The sequence below is a fragment of the Limnobacter sp. genome (assembly GCF_046297615.1).
Taxonomy (GTDB): domain Bacteria; phylum Pseudomonadota; class Gammaproteobacteria; order Burkholderiales; family Burkholderiaceae_B; genus Limnobacter.
Map to the genome: position 1 here is coordinate 117,492 of NZ_JBKBHM010000008.1, position 19,322 is coordinate 136,813.

At 57.4% G+C, this 19,322-nt stretch carries 18 protein-coding genes; 6 read left to right on the top strand and 12 right to left on the bottom strand.

The window, feature by feature from the left end; all coding sequences use genetic code 11:
* Positions 1-4: 4 nt before the first annotated feature.
* From nrdR to ACK4FF_RS15070, 4 genes are all read left to right on the top strand, one after another.
* Complete coding sequence (gene nrdR, locus ACK4FF_RS15055; protein WP_409711071.1) at positions 5-460, top strand: transcriptional regulator NrdR; 456 nt, start codon at positions 5-7, stop codon at positions 458-460.
* Entirely contained in the window at positions 457-1,614 is a 1,158-nt protein-coding gene (gene ribD / locus ACK4FF_RS15060) for a bifunctional diaminohydroxyphosphoribosylaminopyrimidine deaminase/5-amino-6-(5-phosphoribosylamino)uracil reductase RibD (RefSeq protein WP_409711073.1), read from the top strand. The genes nrdR and ribD overlap by 4 nt, the downstream gene beginning before the upstream one ends.
* Positions 1,615-1,648: 34 nt before the next feature.
* Positions 1,649-2,272 carry a riboflavin synthase gene (locus ACK4FF_RS15065; RefSeq protein ID WP_409711075.1) on the top strand — a complete coding sequence of 208 codons (624 nt, stop codon included), beginning with the start codon at positions 1,649-1,651 and terminating at the stop codon, positions 2,270-2,272.
* Positions 2,273-2,373: 101 nt separating this feature from the next.
* Complete coding sequence (locus ACK4FF_RS15070; RefSeq protein ID WP_409711077.1) at positions 2,374-2,847, top strand: C40 family peptidase; 474 nt, start codon at positions 2,374-2,376, stop codon at positions 2,845-2,847.
* Between the two features lie 482 nt (positions 2,848-3,329).
* Here ACK4FF_RS15070 and ACK4FF_RS15075 read toward each other — a convergent pair whose 3' ends face one another.
* The 8 genes from ACK4FF_RS15075 to ACK4FF_RS15110 all read right to left on the bottom strand — a co-directional run bounded on the left by ACK4FF_RS15075 (position 3,330) and on the right by ACK4FF_RS15110 (position 13,954).
* Positions 3,330-4,124, bottom strand: coding sequence for a DUF3047 domain-containing protein (locus ACK4FF_RS15075; RefSeq protein WP_409711079.1), 795 nt, complete (start codon positions 4,122-4,124; stop codon positions 3,330-3,332).
* Positions 4,105-4,818 (bottom strand): TIGR04282 family arsenosugar biosynthesis glycosyltransferase, encoded by a 714-nt coding sequence (locus tag ACK4FF_RS15080; protein WP_409711081.1) that lies wholly within the window; start codon positions 4,816-4,818, stop codon positions 4,105-4,107. The genes ACK4FF_RS15075 and ACK4FF_RS15080 overlap by 20 nt, the downstream gene beginning before the upstream one ends.
* The gene (locus ACK4FF_RS15085) at positions 4,815-5,531 is read right to left on the bottom strand and encodes a TIGR04283 family arsenosugar biosynthesis glycosyltransferase (protein ID WP_409711083.1); all 717 of its coding nucleotides are present in this window, start codon (positions 5,529-5,531) and stop codon (positions 4,815-4,817) included. The genes ACK4FF_RS15080 and ACK4FF_RS15085 overlap by 4 nt, the downstream gene beginning before the upstream one ends.
* A gap of 21 nt (positions 5,532-5,552) precedes the next feature.
* Entirely contained in the window at positions 5,553-7,037 is a 1,485-nt protein-coding gene (gene mgtE / locus ACK4FF_RS15090; protein ID WP_409711162.1) for a magnesium transporter, read from the bottom strand.
* A gap of 93 nt (positions 7,038-7,130) precedes the next feature.
* Complete coding sequence (locus ACK4FF_RS15095) at positions 7,131-8,390, bottom strand: putative Na+/H+ antiporter (RefSeq protein WP_409711085.1); 1,260 nt, start codon at positions 8,388-8,390, stop codon at positions 7,131-7,133.
* A gap of 32 nt (positions 8,391-8,422) precedes the next feature.
* Positions 8,423-10,267 carry a bifunctional chorismate-binding protein/class IV aminotransferase gene (locus ACK4FF_RS15100; protein ID WP_409711087.1) on the bottom strand — a complete coding sequence of 615 codons (1,845 nt, stop codon included), beginning with the start codon at positions 10,265-10,267 and terminating at the stop codon, positions 8,423-8,425.
* A gap of 38 nt (positions 10,268-10,305) precedes the next feature.
* The gene (locus ACK4FF_RS15105) at positions 10,306-11,505 is read right to left on the bottom strand and encodes a patatin-like phospholipase family protein (RefSeq protein ID WP_409711089.1); all 1,200 of its coding nucleotides are present in this window, start codon (positions 11,503-11,505) and stop codon (positions 10,306-10,308) included.
* A gap of 133 nt (positions 11,506-11,638) precedes the next feature.
* The gene (locus ACK4FF_RS15110) at positions 11,639-13,954 is read right to left on the bottom strand and encodes an NADP-dependent malic enzyme (RefSeq protein WP_409711091.1); all 2,316 of its coding nucleotides are present in this window, start codon (positions 13,952-13,954) and stop codon (positions 11,639-11,641) included.
* A 125-nt stretch (positions 13,955-14,079) separates the two neighbouring features.
* Between ACK4FF_RS15110 and ACK4FF_RS15115 the strand changes: the two genes are divergently transcribed.
* Positions 14,080-15,267, top strand: a complete 1,188-nt coding sequence (locus tag ACK4FF_RS15115) for an aminotransferase class I/II-fold pyridoxal phosphate-dependent enzyme (protein WP_409711093.1) — start codon at positions 14,080-14,082, stop codon at positions 15,265-15,267.
* A gap of 12 nt (positions 15,268-15,279) precedes the next feature.
* Here ACK4FF_RS15115 and ACK4FF_RS15120 read toward each other — a convergent pair whose 3' ends face one another.
* Positions 15,280-16,104 carry a lytic transglycosylase domain-containing protein gene (locus ACK4FF_RS15120; RefSeq protein ID WP_409711095.1) on the bottom strand — a complete coding sequence of 275 codons (825 nt, stop codon included), beginning with the start codon at positions 16,102-16,104 and terminating at the stop codon, positions 15,280-15,282.
* Positions 16,105-16,516: 412 nt separating this feature from the next.
* On the opposite strand from ACK4FF_RS15120, the gene ACK4FF_RS15125 reads away from it, so the two are divergent.
* The gene (locus ACK4FF_RS15125) at positions 16,517-18,100 is read left to right on the top strand and encodes a UbiD family decarboxylase (RefSeq protein WP_409711097.1); all 1,584 of its coding nucleotides are present in this window, start codon (positions 16,517-16,519) and stop codon (positions 18,098-18,100) included.
* 14 nt (positions 18,101-18,114) lie between these two features.
* On the opposite strand, the gene ACK4FF_RS15130 is transcribed toward ACK4FF_RS15125, so the two are convergent.
* From ACK4FF_RS15130 to ACK4FF_RS15140, 3 genes are read right to left on the bottom strand one after another with little or no spacing between them, the layout of a single operon-like run.
* Positions 18,115-18,486 carry a hypothetical protein gene (locus ACK4FF_RS15130; RefSeq protein WP_409711099.1) on the bottom strand — a complete coding sequence of 124 codons (372 nt, stop codon included), beginning with the start codon at positions 18,484-18,486 and terminating at the stop codon, positions 18,115-18,117.
* On the bottom strand, positions 18,486-18,908 hold the full coding sequence (locus tag ACK4FF_RS15135; protein ID WP_409711101.1) for a phage holin family protein: 423 nt from the start codon (positions 18,906-18,908) through the stop codon (positions 18,486-18,488). The genes ACK4FF_RS15130 and ACK4FF_RS15135 overlap by 1 nt, the downstream gene beginning before the upstream one ends.
* Positions 18,909-18,924: 16 nt before the next feature.
* Positions 18,925-19,224 carry a YqjD family protein gene (locus tag ACK4FF_RS15140; RefSeq protein ID WP_409711103.1) on the bottom strand — a complete coding sequence of 100 codons (300 nt, stop codon included), beginning with the start codon at positions 19,222-19,224 and terminating at the stop codon, positions 18,925-18,927.
* Positions 19,225-19,322 lie beyond the last annotated feature (98 nt).

Genomic DNA, 19,322 nt, shown 5'->3' on the forward strand with positions numbered 1-19,322 from the left:
TGGCATGAAGTGCCCGTTCTGCGCACACACCGACACGCAGGTGGTTGACTCCCGCACTCCTGAAGACGGGCAGTCAATTCGCCGGCGGCGTCAGTGTGGCGGGTGTGGCAAACGTTTCACCACCTACGAACGGGCCGAATTGTTTTTCCCGGCCATCGTCAAGAAAGATGGCTCGCGTGTCGATTTCTCCCGCGACAAACTGCGTGGCAGCCTGATGCTGGCCCTGCGCAAACGTGCAGTGCCAGCGGACGCCATCGACAACGCCATTGCCAGCATTGAAGAGAAACTGTTGGTCAGCGCCCTGCGTGAAGTGGACACCAAGTTTCTCGGTGAACTGGTGATGCAACAGCTCAAGCAGCTCGACACTGTGGCCTACATCCGCTTTGCTTCGGTGTATAAAAGTTTCGAAGACCTGCAAAGCTTCTCTGAAGAAATCGCCAAACTCACACGCCTGCCATGAGCACCCCGCCGCCCACCAGTGACGTACTTGGCTGGCCGCAGGCGCAGCAAGACGAACACTGGATGGCATTGGCGTTGGCTCAAGCCTGGCAAGGCCAATACACCACGACACCCAACCCCCGTGTGGGCTGCATCTTTGTGCGCGAAGGCCAAATTCTGGCCACCGGCTTTCATGAGAAAGCAGGCCAAGGCCATGCCGAGGTACAAGCCATTGCTCAGGCCAAGGCTCATGGCGTGAGCCTGGCTGGCAGCACGGCCTATGTCACCCTTGAACCCTGCGCTCACCATGGCCGCACCGGCCCCTGCGCCGAAGCGCTGATTCCCACAGGAGTCAGCCGTGTGGTGGCCGCCACCCTGGACCCCAACCCACTGGTTGCCGGTAAAGGCATGGCCATATTGCAACGCGCCGGGGTGCTTGTTGAACATGGTGTGTTGCAGGCCCAAGCCCGCTGGATTAACCGGGGATTTTTCTCGCGCATGGAACGTGGCCGCCCGTGGGTACGCCTGAAAGTGGCCACCAGTGCAGACGGCGTTACCGCCCTGAACAATGGCGTCAGCCAATGGATCACCGGTGAAGCAGCCCGGCTGGACGGCCACCACCTGCGGGCCCAAGCCTGTGCGGTGCTGACCGGCATTGGCACCGTGAAGGCTGACGACCCCCAACTCAACGTGCGCGGCATCGACACCCCACGACAACCCATCAAAGTGGTGGTGGACAGTCAGTTTGAAATACCACCGCAAGCCCGACTGCTTCAGGAAGGCGTGGTGTGGATTGCGCACGCCAACGCCGCCACCCCCGCGTGGTTTGCGGAACACCCCAACGCAGCCCATTTGCTCGCCATCAACGCAGCACCGCCCAGACTGAACAAGGAGCGACAGAAAACTGACCTGCCCCGCCTGCTGGCCGAACTGGCAGCCCGTGGCATCAACGAACTACACCTTGAAGCAGGTTATGGGCTGAACGGCTCATTCCTGCAAGCAGGGCTGGTAGACGAAGTGGTGCAGTACATCGCACCCCGCTTTCTGGGCCCCGGGCTTGGTGCATTCAGGCTGCCAGAGCTGACCTCACTGCCCACTGGCCAGCAGTGGCAATTGCACAGCCACGAATCTATCGGCGAAGACTTGAAAGTAGTCTGGGCCCGTTCATCTGTTTAAACACATCAACACGACATTTGGAGCAGTACCCACCATGTTCACCGGCATCATCGAATCCATCGGTCAGATTGAAAGCGTCAGCCCACTGCAAGACTCCGCCTGGGCGGGTGTTCGCCTGCAAGTGCATGCCCCCACCCTGGACTTCTCCGATGTGAAACTCGGGGACAGCATCGCCATCCAGGGCGCTTGCATGACTGTGGTCGAAATGGGCAATGCACGCTTCTGGGTCGACGTATCACAGGAAAGCCTGTCAAAAACCGTGGGGCTGGCCGAACCCGGCGAAGTCAACCTTGAAAAGGCCATGCGCCTGTCCGACCGCGTGGGGGGCCACCTGGTTAGCGGCCATGTGGATGGCTTGGGCCATGTGGTGGATTTCTCCCCGGTTGGCGAAAGCTGGCACCTGCAAATTCGTGCCCCACAAACGCTGAGCGCATTTTTTGCCTACAAAGGTTCAGTCACTGTGAATGGCGTCAGCCTGACCGTGAACAAGGTGGACGACCTGGCCAGCGGGGAGTGCGACATTCACATCAACCTGATTCCACACACCGTGCAGATGACGACCTTGAAGCACTTGAAGGCTGGGTCGCCGGTGAACCTTGAAATTGATCAGATTGCACGGTACTGCGAGCGGATCGTGAGGGCGATGAAGCTGGCGTAATCAATCTCAGGGGTGAGCGGACGTGAGGTTTGATACTCAGATCATGATTGCGTAGCGTGACGTTTCGGTCTAAGCCAAACAGCCAAAACGTCAAGGACACCATGAATACCGATGAACACCTCATCGCTCAAACCGGCTTAGGAATTGCCGAAGCAGCAAGAGCTCTTGGTCAGGACGTTTTTTCCAAGCCATATATTTGGGGTGGAAAAACAAAGGCCGGATTTGATTGTTCCGGGTTCGTGGGATTTGTGCTGTCCGAGCTTTTCCCTATGCATGGAATTCAATTTAAAACCAATGTTGAGGGCTATATCAACAGTAGCTTGTTTCAAACAGTTGACTCACCTCAGCCGGGCGACTTGATCATATTCAAGGCGCATCAAGGCAGCGTCAACCACATCGGAATAGTGCTTTCAGACAAACTCTGGATTGGAGCGCAGTCCCAAGGTGTCCGAGAAGTACAGATGAATAATTCCTACTGGTCTTCTAGACCTCATATCTTTCGCCGCTACAAAGGCGTGTCTACCCAAGCCATCAAAGTTTCAATGTCTTATCATGCAAATGCTTTGTTGGCTTAAGGTGCTCTCACTGGCATCCGTTTTGGTGCCATTGATTATCAACGCTCAAAACACGTCGACTGGTGCGGATGCACCGGCACTCAAGAACACAATCTGGACATTACAGGATTACCAATGTCCCAGTGGTTGTTCCAATCATCTACAGGAAACACTGAACAGTCAGATCGGTCAATCCATCGACTTCTCAGGTCAAAGTCTTTGGAGATCGGGTACTGGCGACACGTGTAAGCAACTCAAGTCAGCCACCCAGAGTAAGCGTATAACCGCCGAATTGCAGCGTCAAATCAAGTTATCAACACCGCGAATTCGCCAGATCAAAGACTCGGATTTGAAACTGCCTTCCCCTAAAGTCTGGGTCATTGACGTGTTGTGTTCAGGCGAGGAAGGCCAAGCATTAAGTCATCGATTCATGTTGAATACCTTAGGTTATTTAGTGACCATTGACGAAGAGTCTTCTATCCTCATCTATCACCCCAAGTAGCCTAACGGGCTTGAATCACCCCAAACACCCCCACCGCCCGGCTTTGGGTGTTGTCCGCATCCGCCCCAAAGGCCAACCCCAGAAATTTCACTGCACCTTCGGGTAACTCACTTGCAAATGCGCGGCGTGCATCGGCTTGCAGGTCGCGTTGTTCCGTCACCAAGGCCGATCCTTGCACCGCCGGGGCGCTGCGCAGCACGATATTGCGTACACGGTCGGTGTACGGGTTGTTGAACCATGCGCCAACTGCTTGGCCTTCGTCAGCCCACACGTAGCACAGGGTGGCTGCGGGCAGCGCTTCCCCGGACAGGGTTCGCGCTGCACCCAGCTTGATCCGCGTGCCCAGCGGCAGACGGCTTTCGTCGATCGCAACGAACACACACACCTTGGCGGCTGCATCGTCACCCTCTTTCACTCGGGGGTTGGCCCCAGTGGGGTGGGTCAGCACAGCCCAAGACCATTGCAGGCTGTCCAACACCGAAGGGCTTGGGAACACCAAGGCCATAGAACCGTACGATTGGTTGGCGTCGGCACGAACCACGGTTTGCCCGCCCCACTCAGCCAGTTTGAATTCGGTGTGCTGCTTGACCTTGGGGTGAAACTGCGCCGTCCATGGCGATGGAATGGGGCCGGTGGCCGATTTGGGCCATGCAGGCACTGCGGGCGGTGCAGTCTGCGCTTGCACCAACAAACCACCACCCAAGGTGGCCACAATCAACGCCCCCCCCCACGCAAGCCGCGCGGCCAACACACGCCCCCACCTGCCTTGCCCCCGGTTAATCGTCTGAAACGTCATATTGCCCCCTATCGCCGCGTTCATCGAACAGTGTTGCCCAATCACCGGGCACCCAGCCTTCGTCCAAGGCCTGCTGCAGGTCGGCAGGCTCATCCACATCCAACTGGACCTCAATGCATGGCGCCGCATAACCCGCCTCTTTCAACAGGCGCAGGCTGGTACTCAATACCGAGGCTGTACCCCAGTCGATATTCCCGCCGAACATGGCTGGAACATGGCCAGCGCAGAGTGCGGCCACATAACCCCCGTCGTTTGCGGGTGCAAACACCACCGGAACATTCCCATGCAATTGGTCCAACATGGCCTGTAAATGCGAGGCAGAAAAACACACAGCATCGGTGCCCAGCAACAACACCGCGTCGGTGTGCTTCAAATGGTGCTGCACTGCTGCGCCCATGCGTTGCCCCAAATGCCCTGGCACCTGCACAGCAGTGCTCACCTGCGGCCCCAGCAACGCCTGCCAATGCTCTGGGCTTCCCCCGTCGGTCCAAACCTTGACTGACACATCCACCGCCCGGGTTGGCTGGCTGCCTTTGAACATCAAATTCGACCAGCGCTGCACATTCTGCAACCGGCTCAACAACAGGTAGCGGGCGAAATCGGCTGCGCCTTGTTCGCCCAAAGCAGGAATAAGCCGGGTTTTGGTGCGGCCCGCTGCTGGCCATTTGGCAAAGAGGGCTATGGCCAGTTTCACCGCACCTCCCGATACAAAGCAGCCAGTTGATCTGCAGGCACGCCGCGCCAGTAAGCCCAACGCAAGCGCCACATCAGCACGATTGTGCGCCATGGGCCCTGTTCATCCCAGCGCCGGCCCGAGGTAAACACCGGCGTACTCAGCGGAACAAACCTGGCTTGCGACCCCAAAGTCTTCAGGCGCTTGCTCAATTCAATGTCTTCCATCAAGGGCTGCTCAGGAAAGCCCCCCAATGTTTGAAAAAGCGTTCGAGTCAGGAACAGGGCTTGGTCACCCGTGCACACACGGGTCAGGCGCGAACGCTGATTCATGAACCAAGCCACCATGGGCAAGCTGCGGCTGCGGCCTTCAATGCGCACATCAAACCTTCCCCAAACCGGCTGAGTACCGTGTACCGCGAGCAGCAATGCTCGCCAACACATGGCCGTTAAAAGGGTGTCGGCATGCAGAAACAGCAGAACATCGCCCCTGGCCAGTGCAGCACCGGCATTCATCTGCCGGGCGCGGCCTGTGTGTCCGGTCAAGACTGTCAAGGCCGGGTAATCAACGGTGTGACGCTGAAGTATGTCCAAAGTACCATCGCTGGAGCATCCGTCGACAACGATCAACTCGTCTTCTGGGCCCAACAGAGCCAGTGTATTGATCAACGTGGATGCAATCACCGCCGCTTCATTGCGAACCGGCATCACGATGGAAACAGAAGGACGGTGCATCCGCAGCAAGGGGGCTCGCGCTTAAAAAAACAGCGAAGCCAAACCCAGGAAAATGAAGAAACCCATGCTGTCTGTGGAGAATGTCAGCAACACGGAAGAACCCATGGCTGGGTCACGGCCCATCTTGGCCAAGGCCATGGGCACGGCCACACCAATCACTGCAGCAACCACCAGGTTCAGCATCACGGCCATCATCATCAACACGCCAAGCAGCATGGCTTGCGAAGTACCCCAATACAAGGCCACTGCAGCAGCGCCTGCCACACTGCCCCACACCAATCCATTCAGGCCCGCCACGGCCAATTCTTTTTTCAGCAGCAGGCGAAGGTTGGTGGCATTAACCTGCCCCAGGGCGAGGGAGCGAATCATCAAGGTCATGGTCTGGTTGCCGGAGTTGCCCGCAATACCCGCAACAATGGGCATCAAGGTAGCCAAGGCCACCACCTTGGCAATGGTGCCTTCAAACGCATCAATCACCCGGCTGGCAAAAAATGCGGTGAACAGGTTCACGCCCAACCACAACCAGCGGTTTTTCGCAGACTCCCACACCGAGGCAAACAAGTCCTCTTCTTCCCGCAAACCAGCGGTGTTCAACAGGTCGGACTCGCTTTCCTCACGGATCACGTCCACCACTTCATTCACGGTCAGCCGGCCAATCAGTTTGCCTGTGTGGTCCAGCACTGGGGCAGACACCAGGTCGTAACGCTCGAACGCTTGGGCCGCTTCGGACGAATCATCCAAGGCCGCCAGCGTCAACACATCCCGGCGCATGACATCGCTCACCAATGTTTCCGGTTCATTCACCAGCAGGCGGTCCAAAGGCAGGCTGCCTTTGAAATGCTCCACGCGGTCCACCACAAACACTTGATCGGTTTGCTCAGGCAGCTCTTCAAAACGGCGCAGGTAGCGCAACACGACTTCCAGCGTCACGTCATCACGGATGGTCACCATGTCGAAGTCCATGCGCGCGCCCACGCTGTCTTCGGGGTAGCTCATGGCGGCGCGCAGTTGCTCGCGCTCCTCCAGACTCAGGCTGCTAGCCAGCTTCTCCACCACATCGCGCGGCAAATCGGGGGCCAGGTCCGCAATTTCATCGGCATCCAGCGATTCAGTAGCGGCGTACAGCTCTTCGCTGTCCATGGAGCGGATCAGCGTTTCCCGCACCGCATCCGACAATTCCAGCAGAATTTCACCGTCCCGCTCGGAACGCACCAAACTCCACACCATCATCCGCTCTTCAAGCGGCAGGCTTTCGAGTACATAGGCCACATCGGCCGGGTGAAGCTGATGCAGTTTGTGGCCCAGCTCATTGACGTGCTGGCGATGCACCAAGTCTTCCACCAAACGGTGACGCTCAGGGTTCACATGGCTTTGCTGGTTGTGAACCACACTTTCAATCACCTTCTGCTTGCGCAGCAGCGCCTGCACCTCAACCAGCGCACGTTGGGCGTCGTCCAGGTCACGCGGGGTGGACTGCTCCTCGTGATTCACCTCGAACGCACTCACAGGCTCATGGTTTGAGCCTGTGGGTTCATGCTGTTCGTGAGGTTTCAGTTCTTCAGACACTGGTGCACCTGGTTCAGGTTAGGGCTGTTCTGCTTAAAGCAGTTGAAATGCCAGAATAGCCACCACGGTGGGTGGAGCGGCTGCAATGAACAGTCCACCCGCACTGATGGCCCCGTCACTGAAAAATGGCTTGAGAATGGCATAACCAGCCGGGTTGGGGGCGTTTGCAATCACAGTCAATCCACCTCCGGTTACCGCACCAGCCACCAGTGCATATTTGAATTCATCATTCACGCCTTCCACCAGCGAGCCCAAGTAGGTCAGCGCAGCATTGTCAGTGATGGCTGTCAGTGCCGTGGCCCCGTAGTACAGCGCAGTGGGGCTCAACTCCTTCAACACATCCTGAAGCCACCAGGCCTGCATACCCCCCAGCACCACCAAGCCCGCCAGGAAAAAAGCCACCATCAAGCCTTCTTTCAAAATCAAGCGATCCTGATACTGGCTATAGGCCACCGTATAGCCCAAGAAGAACAGAAACAAGCCCATGAACATGGCCGCATGGTGGGCAAACACCACCACACCCACCAAAAACACCAGGTGTGTGGCCACCACCCAGATGGGCATGGCTGAACCATTGGTCGGGTTGGAAGGAATGGACATGGATTTCAGTTCCCGCGCGAACAAGGCAGTGACTACCGAAGCATTCACCAACACAGCCAAGGCTGCTTTCCAACCGAATGTAGCCAGCATGAAGGGCATGTCAAACCCCCATTTGGCCGCCACCATCAACACGGGTGGTGCTGCAAACGGTGTCAGGGTGCCGCCGATGGACACGTTCACAAACAAAGTGCCCAAGGTGGCGTACATCAGCCGGTTGCTGATGCCTGGCGCATAAAAGCGGTCACGCAGCAACAGGGCCGCCAAGGTCATGGCGGCAGGCTCGGTAATGAATGAACCCATCAACGGCACCACCGACAGAGCGGTAAACAGGTAAGCCACTTGTCGGTTCAAAGGCAACAAGGCTGCAATACCACGCACCAGTTGCGCAGCCAGATAAAGAATCGGTTTGCTGGCCGCGATCACCATGATGGCAAACACAAACAAGGGTTCGGTGTAGTTGCGGGTGTCGACATACGTCACCGCCTCGTGGCTGCCCAGCAGGAAGAACATGAACACCACCAACACCATGGCCCAGAAACCGAACACGGCTTCCACCTCACCGAGCAGGTGCCACAAACCCGCATGATTGGGCTGCGAATGGGCAAGGCGTTCAAAGAACTTGGTGGAGAACGTGTGCAGAACGGCGATGGCAAACAGGGCTGCGCCGATGATCTGGATGGTGCTTGGATTCACGGGTTGGGGTCTCTCTAAAAATGTTATTGGTATCAGGACAACTCAGGAACCGCTGGTGTTGAGACCGACCACTGCCCTCCTTCATGATTCACGGTGTGAACCGGTATCCAGCCACGCAGACTGTTCACCAGCCAAATACCCTCTGCACGCGCCAAATCCTTGCTCTGCAGCCTTGCCTCAACCACGGTATTGTGTCGCAAAAGCGCTTGGCGAAACACCCCCGGCAACAAATTCAACCCGGCAGATTCGTCCAGCACCGGCGTGTACAAACGGCCGTCGAGCTGCACCACCACATTGGCCCTGCTTGACTCTAAAAGCACCCCTTCTGCATTGCACAGCAGCACATCAAAATCACCGTCAGCCAAGGCGTAGGCTGCATCGTAATGGGGGCGATGTGTGGTTTTGTGAACGATGAAACATGGCTGCACATGCTTGGGCCAGGTCACCACACGAACGGACACTGGGGCCTGTTGGTCCTGATGTGGGAATACCTGAATGTCAAACTGACCATCACGCCACAACAGCCAGCGCCCCCGGTGAACACCCACTGGATGAAGCGCTGCACAGGCCTTGAGACTGGCGGGCATCGTCTGCTCCGGCCACACAAAGCCCAGCGCAGCCGCGCTACGGCGCATGCGTTGAAGATGATCATCCGCACGCTGCCATTGACCATCTTGCAGACGCACCGTTTCAAGGATGTGAAACTCGGTGGTTGCGCGGCTGAGAAATCGCGTTTTGACGGCCCACTCAGCTTGCTCGGCTTGTGGCTGTGAATACCAGGTCACGCCACTGCCCACACCGTACATCAATGCGCCGGGGCCACCTTGGGCCAACCCGCCTGTTTGCACAGTGCGGATGGGCACATTGAAGCGCACCTGATCTGGCCCGTTAAACACCCCCAACGCACCACAATAAAAGCCACGGTGCGCCGGTTCCCACTGGGCAATTCTCAACATCGCCTGGTGTTTTGGAGCCCCCGTCACACTGCCACAAGGAAACAGGGCTTTGAACACCTCAACCACGCCAGTGCCTTCTTTGAGTTGCCCAGTGATGGTGGATGTCATTTGCGCCAGCGTGGGCAAAGTCATCACATCGAACAATGATTGCACCTGCACCGACCGCGCTTCGCAAACTTTGGCCATGTCATTGCGCAAAAGGTCCACGATCATCACATTTTCGGCGCGGTCCTTCTCACTGTCCTGAAGGGCCGGTGTGTGGCCATCAGCCTTCTCACCCAAACTTTGAGTGCCTTTCATGGGTGATGTTTTCAGGTGCTTGCCCCGCACCTCGAAAAACAACTCAGGGGACAGACTGAGGACATCGCCCCCCGGTGTGCTCATGTACAGGCTCAGTTGCGCGGGCTGTGCTTGATACAAGCGCAGAAACAAGGCCCAGGTGTCACCTGCCGTGAGATGGCTTCTGAGCCGGGTGGTGAAGTTGATTTGATAAAACTCACCCTGCGCAATGGCCTCCGAAACCGCCTGAAACGCTTGATCGAAGCGTGGGGTGGCAAGGTCGTCCAGCCAAGGTTCTGTAGTTAGGCCATTGTCAACGGTTGGCTCAGCATTCTCGGCAAGCTGAACGCGTTGAATCCTGGCGTGAGGAAACGCCAGAAAGTAGGCCAACGGCGCAGCACAGGGTGAGGCCGTGTGCAAGGACGAATCAAAGGCCGCGGCCGCCTCATATTGAACCCCACCCACCACGCACAAGCCCTGAGCCGCCAAGGCTTGGGCACGGGCTAGGCAAGGCAACACCTCGCTCAAGGTGTGGGCTTGGAGCACATGGTCGGGCGCTTGCCACAAGGCTTCCAGCCCTGCAGCAAGGGTGGGGTCGCGAAACTGGGCGTGCCATGCGGCATAGGGCTTCAGGCCATTCATCAACACACCGGAAAAGCAGCATCAAGGCCGCCATTGTACTAACTGCGGGCCCCCAGACGGAAGAAGGAATACACCTCATCGCGTTTGGCAATGGTGTCAGCGATACCCATACGGATCAATTCACGGGTGTAATTGCCCTCAAACAGCAGGTAACTGGCCAGCGAAGCGCCACCGGCTTCAGTGGCCCCCAGCGCCGACAACATTGCACGCACCGGGCGCGGCAAATCCTGGGTATGCTTGGCAGCGATTTCATCAATACGGCCACTGGGCGCAATCACCAGCAATTCAACAGGCTTGAGTGCACTCTGCGCGGCCATTTCCGGAGGCAACAAGGACAAGGTTTTGTTGACCCGGGACAACCGTTCAATGTCGATCGACAGGCTGTCCAGAAAAATGGAGGCCATGGCATGACCAGCGATTTGGGCCAAACTGGGGTAGGCCATTTGCATGTCGGTGGCCAAGGTGTGGTTCTTCGCTTCCTGGCTGGACCCAATCACCATCACCTTGTTCGCGCCCAGGTGAATGGCCGGGCTGATGGGGGCCAGTTGACGAATGGCACCATCGCCGAACCATTCCATCTGTTGATCCATTTGAACGCGAACGGATGGAAATACAAAGGGGATGGCTGCAGAAGCCAGCAAGTGGTCCACCGTGATGCGGGTCTGCAAAGCCACTCGCTGGGTGCGCACCCATGGCTCGATGGTTTCTCGGGCCTGGAAAAAAGTCACATGGCGACCGCTGGTGTAACTGGACGCGGCCACCGCCAAGGCATGAATTTTTCCACTCTCAAGCGCCTCGTCAAGCCGGCGAAAATGGAGCAGGTTTTGCAACAGGTGGCCCAAAGGGGAGCTGTCCAGCAAGGACTTGGGGCGTTTACGCAACATCCACCCGATGGACAAGGCCGACAGCCAGCGCGCACCGCTGCGGATAATGCCCAAGGAGTCGGCCCGGAACACCTGTTCGGCGTGGAAGTTTTCCCACACCCTCAGCATCCGCTCCGTGGATTGGTAAAAATTTCGACCACAACAGGTCAGCGCAGCGGCGTTGATGGCCCCGGCTGAGGTGCCGCACAGAATCTTGAATGGAAAATCAAAGTCCCGCTTGTTTTCCTGGGCAAACCAAATGGCCAACTGGTGCAAAACCCCGATTTGATAGGCCGCACGTGCCCCACCGCCGGACAGCACCAAGCCTGTCACTTCTTCGCTGTGAGACAACTGGGAATCGATGGACTCGCTCATGATGCACCCCCTCATGCTGCATCATGCCTTGAATGTGGCGAGACCGAAACGTCAAAAAAGTGCACCTTGTGCACTTTGTTCTCGCCTTTCAGCCCTGGCCTACCCCTGCCGACTGGGGCAGGGGCTGAGGAAATTACAGTGCGCTCACCCGTTCGGAGTTCGCGTCCAGTACAGCCAAGGCTGCCATGTTCACAATACGGCGAACAGTGGCCGAAGGCGTCAGAATGTGCACAGGCTTGGCTGCACCCAACAAGACCGGGCCAACAGCAATACCATTGCCGGCAGCCGATTTCAGCAAGTTGTAGGCAATGTTGGCTGCGTCAATGTTGGGGCATACCAGCAGGTTTGCATCGCCCTTGAGGTTGGACCCCGCGAAAATGCTGTTGCGCACGGCTTCGTCCAAGGCACAGTCACCATGCATTTCGCCCTCCACTTCCAGCCAAGGGGCGATGTCCCGCAACTTGGCCAGTGCATCACGCATCTTGACGGCTGAAGGCTGATTGCTCGACCCGAAGTTGGAATGCGACAGCAAGGCCGCCTTGGGTTGAATACCCAGACGCATCATTTCCTCGGCAGCCATCAGGGTAATTTCCGCGATCTGCTCGGCTGTGGGGTCGTAATTCACGTGAGTATCAACCAGGAAGACCTGACGGTTGGGCAACATCAAGCCGTTCATGGCGGCATAGGTGTTACAGCCGCTGCGCAGGCCGATCACTTGGTTCACGTAATGCAGGTGCAGGGAATGGGTGCCGAAGGTGCCGCAAATCATGGCGTCCGCATACCCTTTGTGAATCAGCATGGAGCCTATCAGGGTGTTGCGCCGGCGCATCTCAATCTTGGCGTAGGCTTCCGTCACGCCTTTGCGCTTGGACAGGTCGTAATACGAAGTCCAGAAGTCTTTATACCGCTCATCGTATTCCGGGTTGATCAACTCGAAATCCACTCCCGCCTTGATGCGCAGGCCGAAACGTTCCAGGCGGCGCTCCACCACGGAAGGGCGACCAATCAACACGGGTTTGGCGATGCCTTCGTCCACCACGACCTGCACTGCGCGCAGCACGCGTTCATCTTCCGCCTCAGCAAACACCACACGGGATGTTTGTGGCGTTTGGGTGACACAACGCTTGGCCACCGCGAAAATCGGTTTCATGAAGGTACCGGAGTGGTACACAAACTGCTGCAACTGGTCACGGTAAGTGTCCAGGTTGGCGATGGGCCGGGTGGCCACGCCGCTGTCCATCGCCGCCTTGGCCACCGCCGGGGCAATGTGCACAATCAAGCGGGGGTCAAATGGCTTGGGAATGAGGTATTCAGGGCCAAAACTCAGGTTCTGGGTGCGGTAGGCTGACGCCACCACATCCGACTGTTCCTTGCGCGCCAACTCAGCCACAGCCCGAACAGCCGCAATTTCCATTTCTTTGGTGATGGTGGTGGCCCCCACATCCAACGCGCCCCGGAAAATGAACGGGAAGCACAGCACGTTGTTCACTTGGTTGGGGTAATCGGTGCGGCCTGTACACATGATGGCGTCGGACCGAACTTCATACACCTGCTCTGGGAGAATTTCCGGCGTGGGGTTGGCCAGGGCCAGAATCAGCGGCTTGGCTGCCATGCTTTTGACCATGTCCTGCTTCAGCACACCGCCAGCCGACAAACCGAGAAACACATCAGCGCCCTCAATGACATCGGCCAGCTTGCGGGCCACGGTGTCTTGAGCATACTGGGCTTTGTCCGGGTCCATCGCAGCCGTGCGGCCTTTGTACACCACGCCGTCCAGGTCGGTCACCCAAATGTTTTCACGGGGCAAACCCAGTTCAACCAGCAAATCCAGACAGGCCAAGGCCGCAGCACCAGCACCGGAGGTGACCAGCTTGACCTTTTTGATGTCTTTGCCGATCACTTCCAATCCATTCAAGACTGCTGCACCCACCACAATTGCGGTGCCATGCTGGTCGTCGTGAAAGACCGGAATCTTCATGCGGTCACGCAGGACCCGCTCAACCTTAAAGCAGTCGGGGGCCTTGATGTCTTCGAGGTTGATGCCGCCGAAGGTGGGCTCCAGCGACGCAATGATTTCAATCAGCTTGTCAGGGTCACTTTCATTGATTTCGATGTCGAACACATCGATACCCGCGAACTTCTTGAACAGCACCGCCTTGCCTTCCATCACAGGCTTGGCGGCCAAGGGGCCGATATTGCCCAAACCCAGCACTGCGGTACCGTTGGTGACCACACCCACCAAGTTGCCTCGCGAGGTATAGCGGACAGCGGTGGACGGATCGGCCTCAATTTCCTCACAGGCAGCGGCAACCCCCGGGGAATAGGCCAAAGCCAAATCCCGCTGGTTTACCAAACTTTTGGTGGCAGAGATCTGCAATTTACCGGGAGTGGGAAACTCGTGGTACTCCAGTGCGGCCTGTCGGAAACGCTGATCCATCGGTTGAGCCATATAATCTTCTCTGCTTGTGGGAAGTCGGTGAATGCAAAATTATAGGTGCTGCCTGACACCCTGACTTCAGGAGTTTCCACAAAAGCCATCAAGAAGTCGTGCCCATACCCAGATTGAGTGAACCCATGTCCTCCCTTTTGAGTCAACAGATTCAGCCATTTCATGTGATGGAACTGGTGAAAGCGGCCGATCAATTGGCTCAACAAGGCCGATCGGTATTGCACCTGTCGATTGGCGAACCCGACTTTGGCCCACCCAAAGCCGTGCTACACGCCTTTCAGACTGCGCTGCAGGAGGGCAAGACCGGCTACACCTCGGCCTTGGGCCTTTGGCCGCTTCGCGCGGCAGTGGCGCAGCATTACCAAGACAGCTTCGGGGTTAAAGTACGCCCCGAACAGGTCGTGATTACCGGCGGGGCTTCGGCTGCCCTTCAATATGCTTGCCTGGCTTTGATCAACCCGGGTGATGAAGTCTTGATCACCGACCCCGGCTACCCCTGCAATAAAACCTTTGTTCAAACGGCAAGCGGTGTTCCCGTGGCCATCAATACCCAAGAGGCACTCAATTTCGAACCTGATGTGGGTGCTTTGCACCACGCCTGGGGGGCTCGCACCCGTGGTGCCTTGTTGGCCAGCCCCAATAACCCCACCGGGACCCGGCTGTCTGAGGGCCGCTTGGCTGACGTTGTTGAGTTGATCAAACAACGACAAGGGTTTTTGATCATGGACGAGATTTACCAACAGCTCAGCCACGATGGGCCTGCGCGCAGCATCGTTCAAACCACTGGAGCGCCCGACGACTCGTGGCCCTTGATGGTCGTCAACAGCTTTTCGAAGTTTTTTGGAATGACGGGCCTGAGGTTGGGTTGGCTGCTGGCCCCCATGAACATGATTTCAACCCTGGAGAAGTTGGCTCAAAACCTGGCGATATGCCCCAGCACCCCAGCCCAATGGGCTGCGCTGGCCTGCTTCACCCCAGAGAGCCTGGCCGAATGTGAAGCCCGGCGACTGGAGTTTCAGGCCCGACGGGACTGGTTGTTGGTCAACCTTCACCGGGCCGGTATGACGGTGCGCTCCAAACCAGATTCTGCTTTTTACGTGTACACCCGCGTACCCAGCCCATGGGCTGGTCGAAGCGATGAGTATTGCCAAGCTCTGCTGAATGAAGAGGGGGTGTGCACTGTGCCGGGAAAAGACTTTTCGCCCGAGAATGGCCATTCCATGGTGCGGTTGTCGTATGCCAACAGCCTGAACACCTTGCAGGAATGCATAGGGCGAATGGAACGCTTTTATGCGCGCCATTCGCAACCTTAAAGAAGGGCTTGCTCAGCCTTCGTAGGGCGTGGGCTTGGCGGCTTGGGGTTTCCCGTCGGCCACAAGGCGGCCAGAACGGTAAGCAGCATCAATGCGGGATTTCAATGCCAGCACCTTGGCGGGGTAGCCGCGGTCATTGCCCGACACCGCTGCGCCTACGTACCAGCGCAGGCCCGCCTGAACTGAACCAGCACGGCGCGTGTATTCATTGATGATCTGAGCACCCACCCGCATGTTGTCTTCGGGGTCCAGTGCGGACCAATCGCCGGGGGACAGTTCTTCAAAGCGGTCTTTGTGCACCTTGGGCATGACTTGCATCAGGCCTTTGGCACCCACAGGGCTGGCAGCGAAAGGGTTGTAGCTGGACTCAACGCCAACCACAGCCAGAATCAAAGTGGGATCCACCTTTTCTTCCCGCCCTACTTTGTAGGCCAGTCGAACAATGGATTCCACCGCCTCCGGAGACACGCGGAAACGGTCAGAGAGATACTCGACCACTTCACGCTGCCCAGGGGTCAATGCCTGCTTGGCACCGTTGGCGCTGTAGCTGGCTGGAATCAGAGTGATGCCCTTACCGGCGGATTTGTTGTCGATTTCGTCATCGGCCAACCCTGTGGACACCAAATCAATCTGATTGGCAAACACAGCCTGAACGGGCTCGGAAAAGAACACACGATTGCGGAAGTCAGGGTTCAATGCCAGAGCGGCACCGACAGCCAAGGTTGTGAATACGGACACAACGCCCAGCACGGACATCCAATTGCGAACATTTTTCAACAGCTTGACCTGGCTTGGGTTCAAGTCCACGGTCAGTACTGTTTGGTACTGCTTATTCATGCAACCTCCTTCGCTACGCAAACGCGATTGCTCGCATTGTTTGACTCAGCGTTGCATCTGCCTCGATTTGATCCGTGAGGCAGAACGTTCTGCACGCGGGCCGGGTTGACACCCTGTGTTGGCCAGTGCACTCGATTGTGAAGACGGGCGCCTTAAAGTTCGTTCGCAGGCAGGCCCTCTTCGGCGAGCTTCGGATGGAGAGGTCTGTGCTCTCGTTCGAAGTTGAGCGGATTCTAGGGGCAGATTTACGGGGGGTCAACTCGAAATCTGATAGAGTTTTGCCACTAATTCGGGCGATTGACCTGAAAGCCAGTGTTGGCGCGGGTTTGTTCAGAACTGAAACTTTTCTCGAACCCACGCAAAATGTAGTCCGGCGAACTTTTTCGGGGTTTAGCAGTCCCTCTTACAGCCCATGAAATATAAAAATCTTAGAGATTTCATAGACTTACTCTACAAAGAGGGTGAGTTGGTCCGAGTCCCAGAACCGGTTAACCCGGTGCTGGAAATGACGCATTTATGCGACAAAGTGCTACGGGCACAAGGTCCGGCACTGTTGTTTGACGCGCCTTCCGGGTTCAAACACCGGGTACTGGGCAACCTGTTTGGCACCCCGCGGCGGGTTGCCATGGGTATGGGTGCTTCGGACACCCGGGCACTACGGGAAATTGGTGAAACCCTTTCCTACCTGAAAGAACCCGAGCCTCCGAAGGGCCTGCGCGATGCCTTGGACAAGCTGCCCCTGGTCAAGCAAGTGCTGTCCATGGCGCCCAAGGAAGTCAGCAAAGGCCCCTGCCAGACCCATATTTTGGAGGGCAGCGACGCCAACCTGAACCAGATTCCGATATGGACCTGCTGGCCTGACGATGCAGCACCACTGGTAACGTGGGGGCTGGTCATTACCAAAGGGCCCAACCGCAAACGGCAAAACCTAGGCATTTACAGACAACAGCAAATCGGCCCGAATCGGCTGATTATGCGTTGGTTGGCCCACCGGGGTGGTGCACTTGATTTTCGGGACCATGCCTTGAAAAACCCGGGGCAGCCTTTCCCAATCTCGGTGGCGCTGGGCACTGACCCGGCGACCATTTTGGGGGCTGTAACCCCGGTACCGGACACCTTGTCGGAGTACCAATTCGCCGGCCTGCTGAGGGGAAGCCGAACTGAGTTGGTGAAATGCATCGGCAACGCCCTTCAGGTGCCCGCGGAATCCGAGATTGTGCTGGAAGGCCACATCTACCCGGCTGACCACCCGATTGCAGTCCAAGCCCGCAAGGGGCGAACAGATGGCCAGGTGCCGGATATCCGCGAAGGAGTCACCGTTCTGAGGGCCCCTCCCCCTGTTCCGGATTACCTGAAAGGTTGGGATTGCGCCCTGGAAGGCCCTTACGGGGACCACACGGGGTATTACAACGAGCAGGACTGGTTTCCGGTGTTCACGGTGGATCGCATCACCATGCGGGATGATGCAATTTACCACTCCACCTACACAGGCAAACCGCCCGATGAACCCGCAGTGCTGGGCGTGGCCTTGAACGAAGTGTTTGTACCCATATTGCAGCGGCAGTTTCCGGAAATCGTGGATTTCTACTTGCCGCCCGAGGGGTGCAGCTACCGCATGGCCGTTGTTTCCATGAAAAAAGCCTACGCAGGCCACGCCAAGCGGGTCATGATGGGCACTTGGAGCTTTCTGCGGCAGTTCATGTACACCAAATTCATCGTGGTGGTGGACGACGACGTGAACGCCAGGGACTGGAAAGAGGTCATTTGGGCCATCACCACACGAATGGACCCAGTACGGGACACCGTGTTGATCGAGAACACCCCAATCGATTATCTGGACTTTGCCAGCCCGATCAGCGGCTTGGGCGGCAAGATGGGGCTGGATGCAACCAACAAATGGCCTGGCGAAACCTCACGGGAGTGGGGACGAGCCATTGCACCGGACGCGGCACTGGATGAACGGGTTAGGGAATTGATGACCCGGCTTGGGCTGTAAGCCGGGCTTGGCGGTTACGCGTCGGAATTGGGGCGGCGTTGCACCCAGGCCACGGCAGCGGCCAACAATACTGCGCCCAAGGAGGCTTTCAGGGCCACTTTGGCGATTGGTTTGCGAAACCGCATCAAGGCGGTGGACACCACAAAGCCCAGCCAAGGGTGTTGCTTGAATTTGTCCTGCAACACCTGACCACCCAAGGCACCCAAGGGCCCAAACCCCTGGAGGCGGCGCTGTGCAAAAAAACCGCCGATCTGCCTTAAGGTGCCCAGCCAAGCCATCTCTTGTTTGAGTGCCTGAACATCGGCGCCCAGCTCCATGCGTTGCAACTGGGCCTTCATTTGCAACAATTGCTTGCGGGCTTCCAGAGCATCAAATTGCTGCGCCATTACACGCCCCCTCGGGTTGACAGGGTTGAGCCGCTGGGTTCGTCCTGACCAATGGAGTCCAGAATAGCCTGCCGGTCTTTGCCCAATTCTTCGAGTGTTGCTTCAAACAAGGCGGGCTGCTCGGCCAAGTTGCGTTTAAGCCGAACCCAGGCATAGGCCGCCAGAAGTGAATACGCGGCCACACAGCCCAGGATGGCCGCCATGCGATGGGTTTCCCAGCACAACGCAATAACCGCCACACCCGCGAACAGCGACGCAAAGGCCAACGCCAGCACAGCCACCAAGGACCACAACAGCGTGACCACAGTGGCTTGGCGGGCCTGTACCAGTTCTACGCCCAGCAACTCGAGCCGGGTCTGGCCCATGCCCAAAAGGCCAGCCAGAACCCGTCGAAACGCTGCTCGGGATTGCGGATTGATCACAGACGGCCCTTGAGAATCAACGGCGGTTGACGATCAGGCCCAGCACGAAGCCGACGGCCGCTGCAATACCCACGGCGCGCCAAGGGTGATCATGAACATAATCGTCAGTGGCGCGCGCGGCAGCCTTGCCTTTCTCGACCACGGCGGACTGGGCATCCTGCATGACTTCTTTGGCGCGGCGCAGGCTGGTCAATGCCTTTTCTCGCAGTTCTACAGCGCGCTCACCAGAAGACGAGGCGGCAGCCTTCAGGAGATCCTCGGCGTCGCTCAGTACGATTTTCATGTCACTAAACAATTTGTCTTTGTTGTTGTCCATGGTGGTGTCCTCGTCATAAGTATGTGGATCTGGAGGACTTAGTCTAACAAAGGAAAAAGCGAGTTCTGGCGCGCCTTTCAACAAGGGTGGAGAAAACT

What these genes read in the sequence shown, in the direction of transcription:
- ACK4FF_RS15065 (WP_409711075.1), top strand. Translation starts at nt 1,649, where the DNA reads ATGTTCACCGGCATCATCGAATCCATCGGTCAGATTGAAAGCGTCAGC.
- ACK4FF_RS15130 (WP_409711099.1), bottom strand. Translation starts at nt 18,486, where the DNA reads ATGGCGCAGCAATTTGATGCTCTGGAAGCCCGCAAGCAATTGTTGCAA.
- ACK4FF_RS15125 (WP_409711097.1), top strand. Translation starts at nt 16,517, where the DNA reads ATGAAATATAAAAATCTTAGAGATTTCATAGACTTACTCTACAAAGAG.
- ACK4FF_RS15120 (WP_409711095.1), bottom strand. Translation starts at nt 16,104, where the DNA reads ATGAATAAGCAGTACCAAACAGTACTGACCGTGGACTTGAACCCAAGC.
- ACK4FF_RS15140 (WP_409711103.1), bottom strand. Translation starts at nt 19,224, where the DNA reads ATGGACAACAACAAAGACAAATTGTTTAGTGACATGAAAATCGTACTG.
- ACK4FF_RS15105 (WP_409711089.1), bottom strand. Translation starts at nt 11,505, where the DNA reads ATGAGCGAGTCCATCGATTCCCAGTTGTCTCACAGCGAAGAAGTGACA.
- ACK4FF_RS15115 (WP_409711093.1), top strand. Translation starts at nt 14,080, where the DNA reads ATGTCCTCCCTTTTGAGTCAACAGATTCAGCCATTTCATGTGATGGAA.
- ACK4FF_RS15085 (WP_409711083.1), bottom strand. Translation starts at nt 5,531, where the DNA reads ATGCACCGTCCTTCTGTTTCCATCGTGATGCCGGTTCGCAATGAAGCG.
- ACK4FF_RS15075 (WP_409711079.1), bottom strand. Translation starts at nt 4,124, where the DNA reads ATGACGTTTCAGACGATTAACCGGGGGCAAGGCAGGTGGGGGCGTGTG.
- ACK4FF_RS15110 (WP_409711091.1), bottom strand. Translation starts at nt 13,954, where the DNA reads ATGGCTCAACCGATGGATCAGCGTTTCCGACAGGCCGCACTGGAGTAC.
- ACK4FF_RS15100 (WP_409711087.1), bottom strand. Translation starts at nt 10,267, where the DNA reads ATGAATGGCCTGAAGCCCTATGCCGCATGGCACGCCCAGTTTCGCGAC.
- nrdR (WP_409711071.1), top strand. Translation starts at nt 5, where the DNA reads ATGAAGTGCCCGTTCTGCGCACACACCGACACGCAGGTGGTTGACTCC.
- ACK4FF_RS15070 (WP_409711077.1), top strand. Translation starts at nt 2,374, where the DNA reads ATGAATACCGATGAACACCTCATCGCTCAAACCGGCTTAGGAATTGCC.
- ribD (WP_409711073.1), top strand. Translation starts at nt 457, where the DNA reads ATGAGCACCCCGCCGCCCACCAGTGACGTACTTGGCTGGCCGCAGGCG.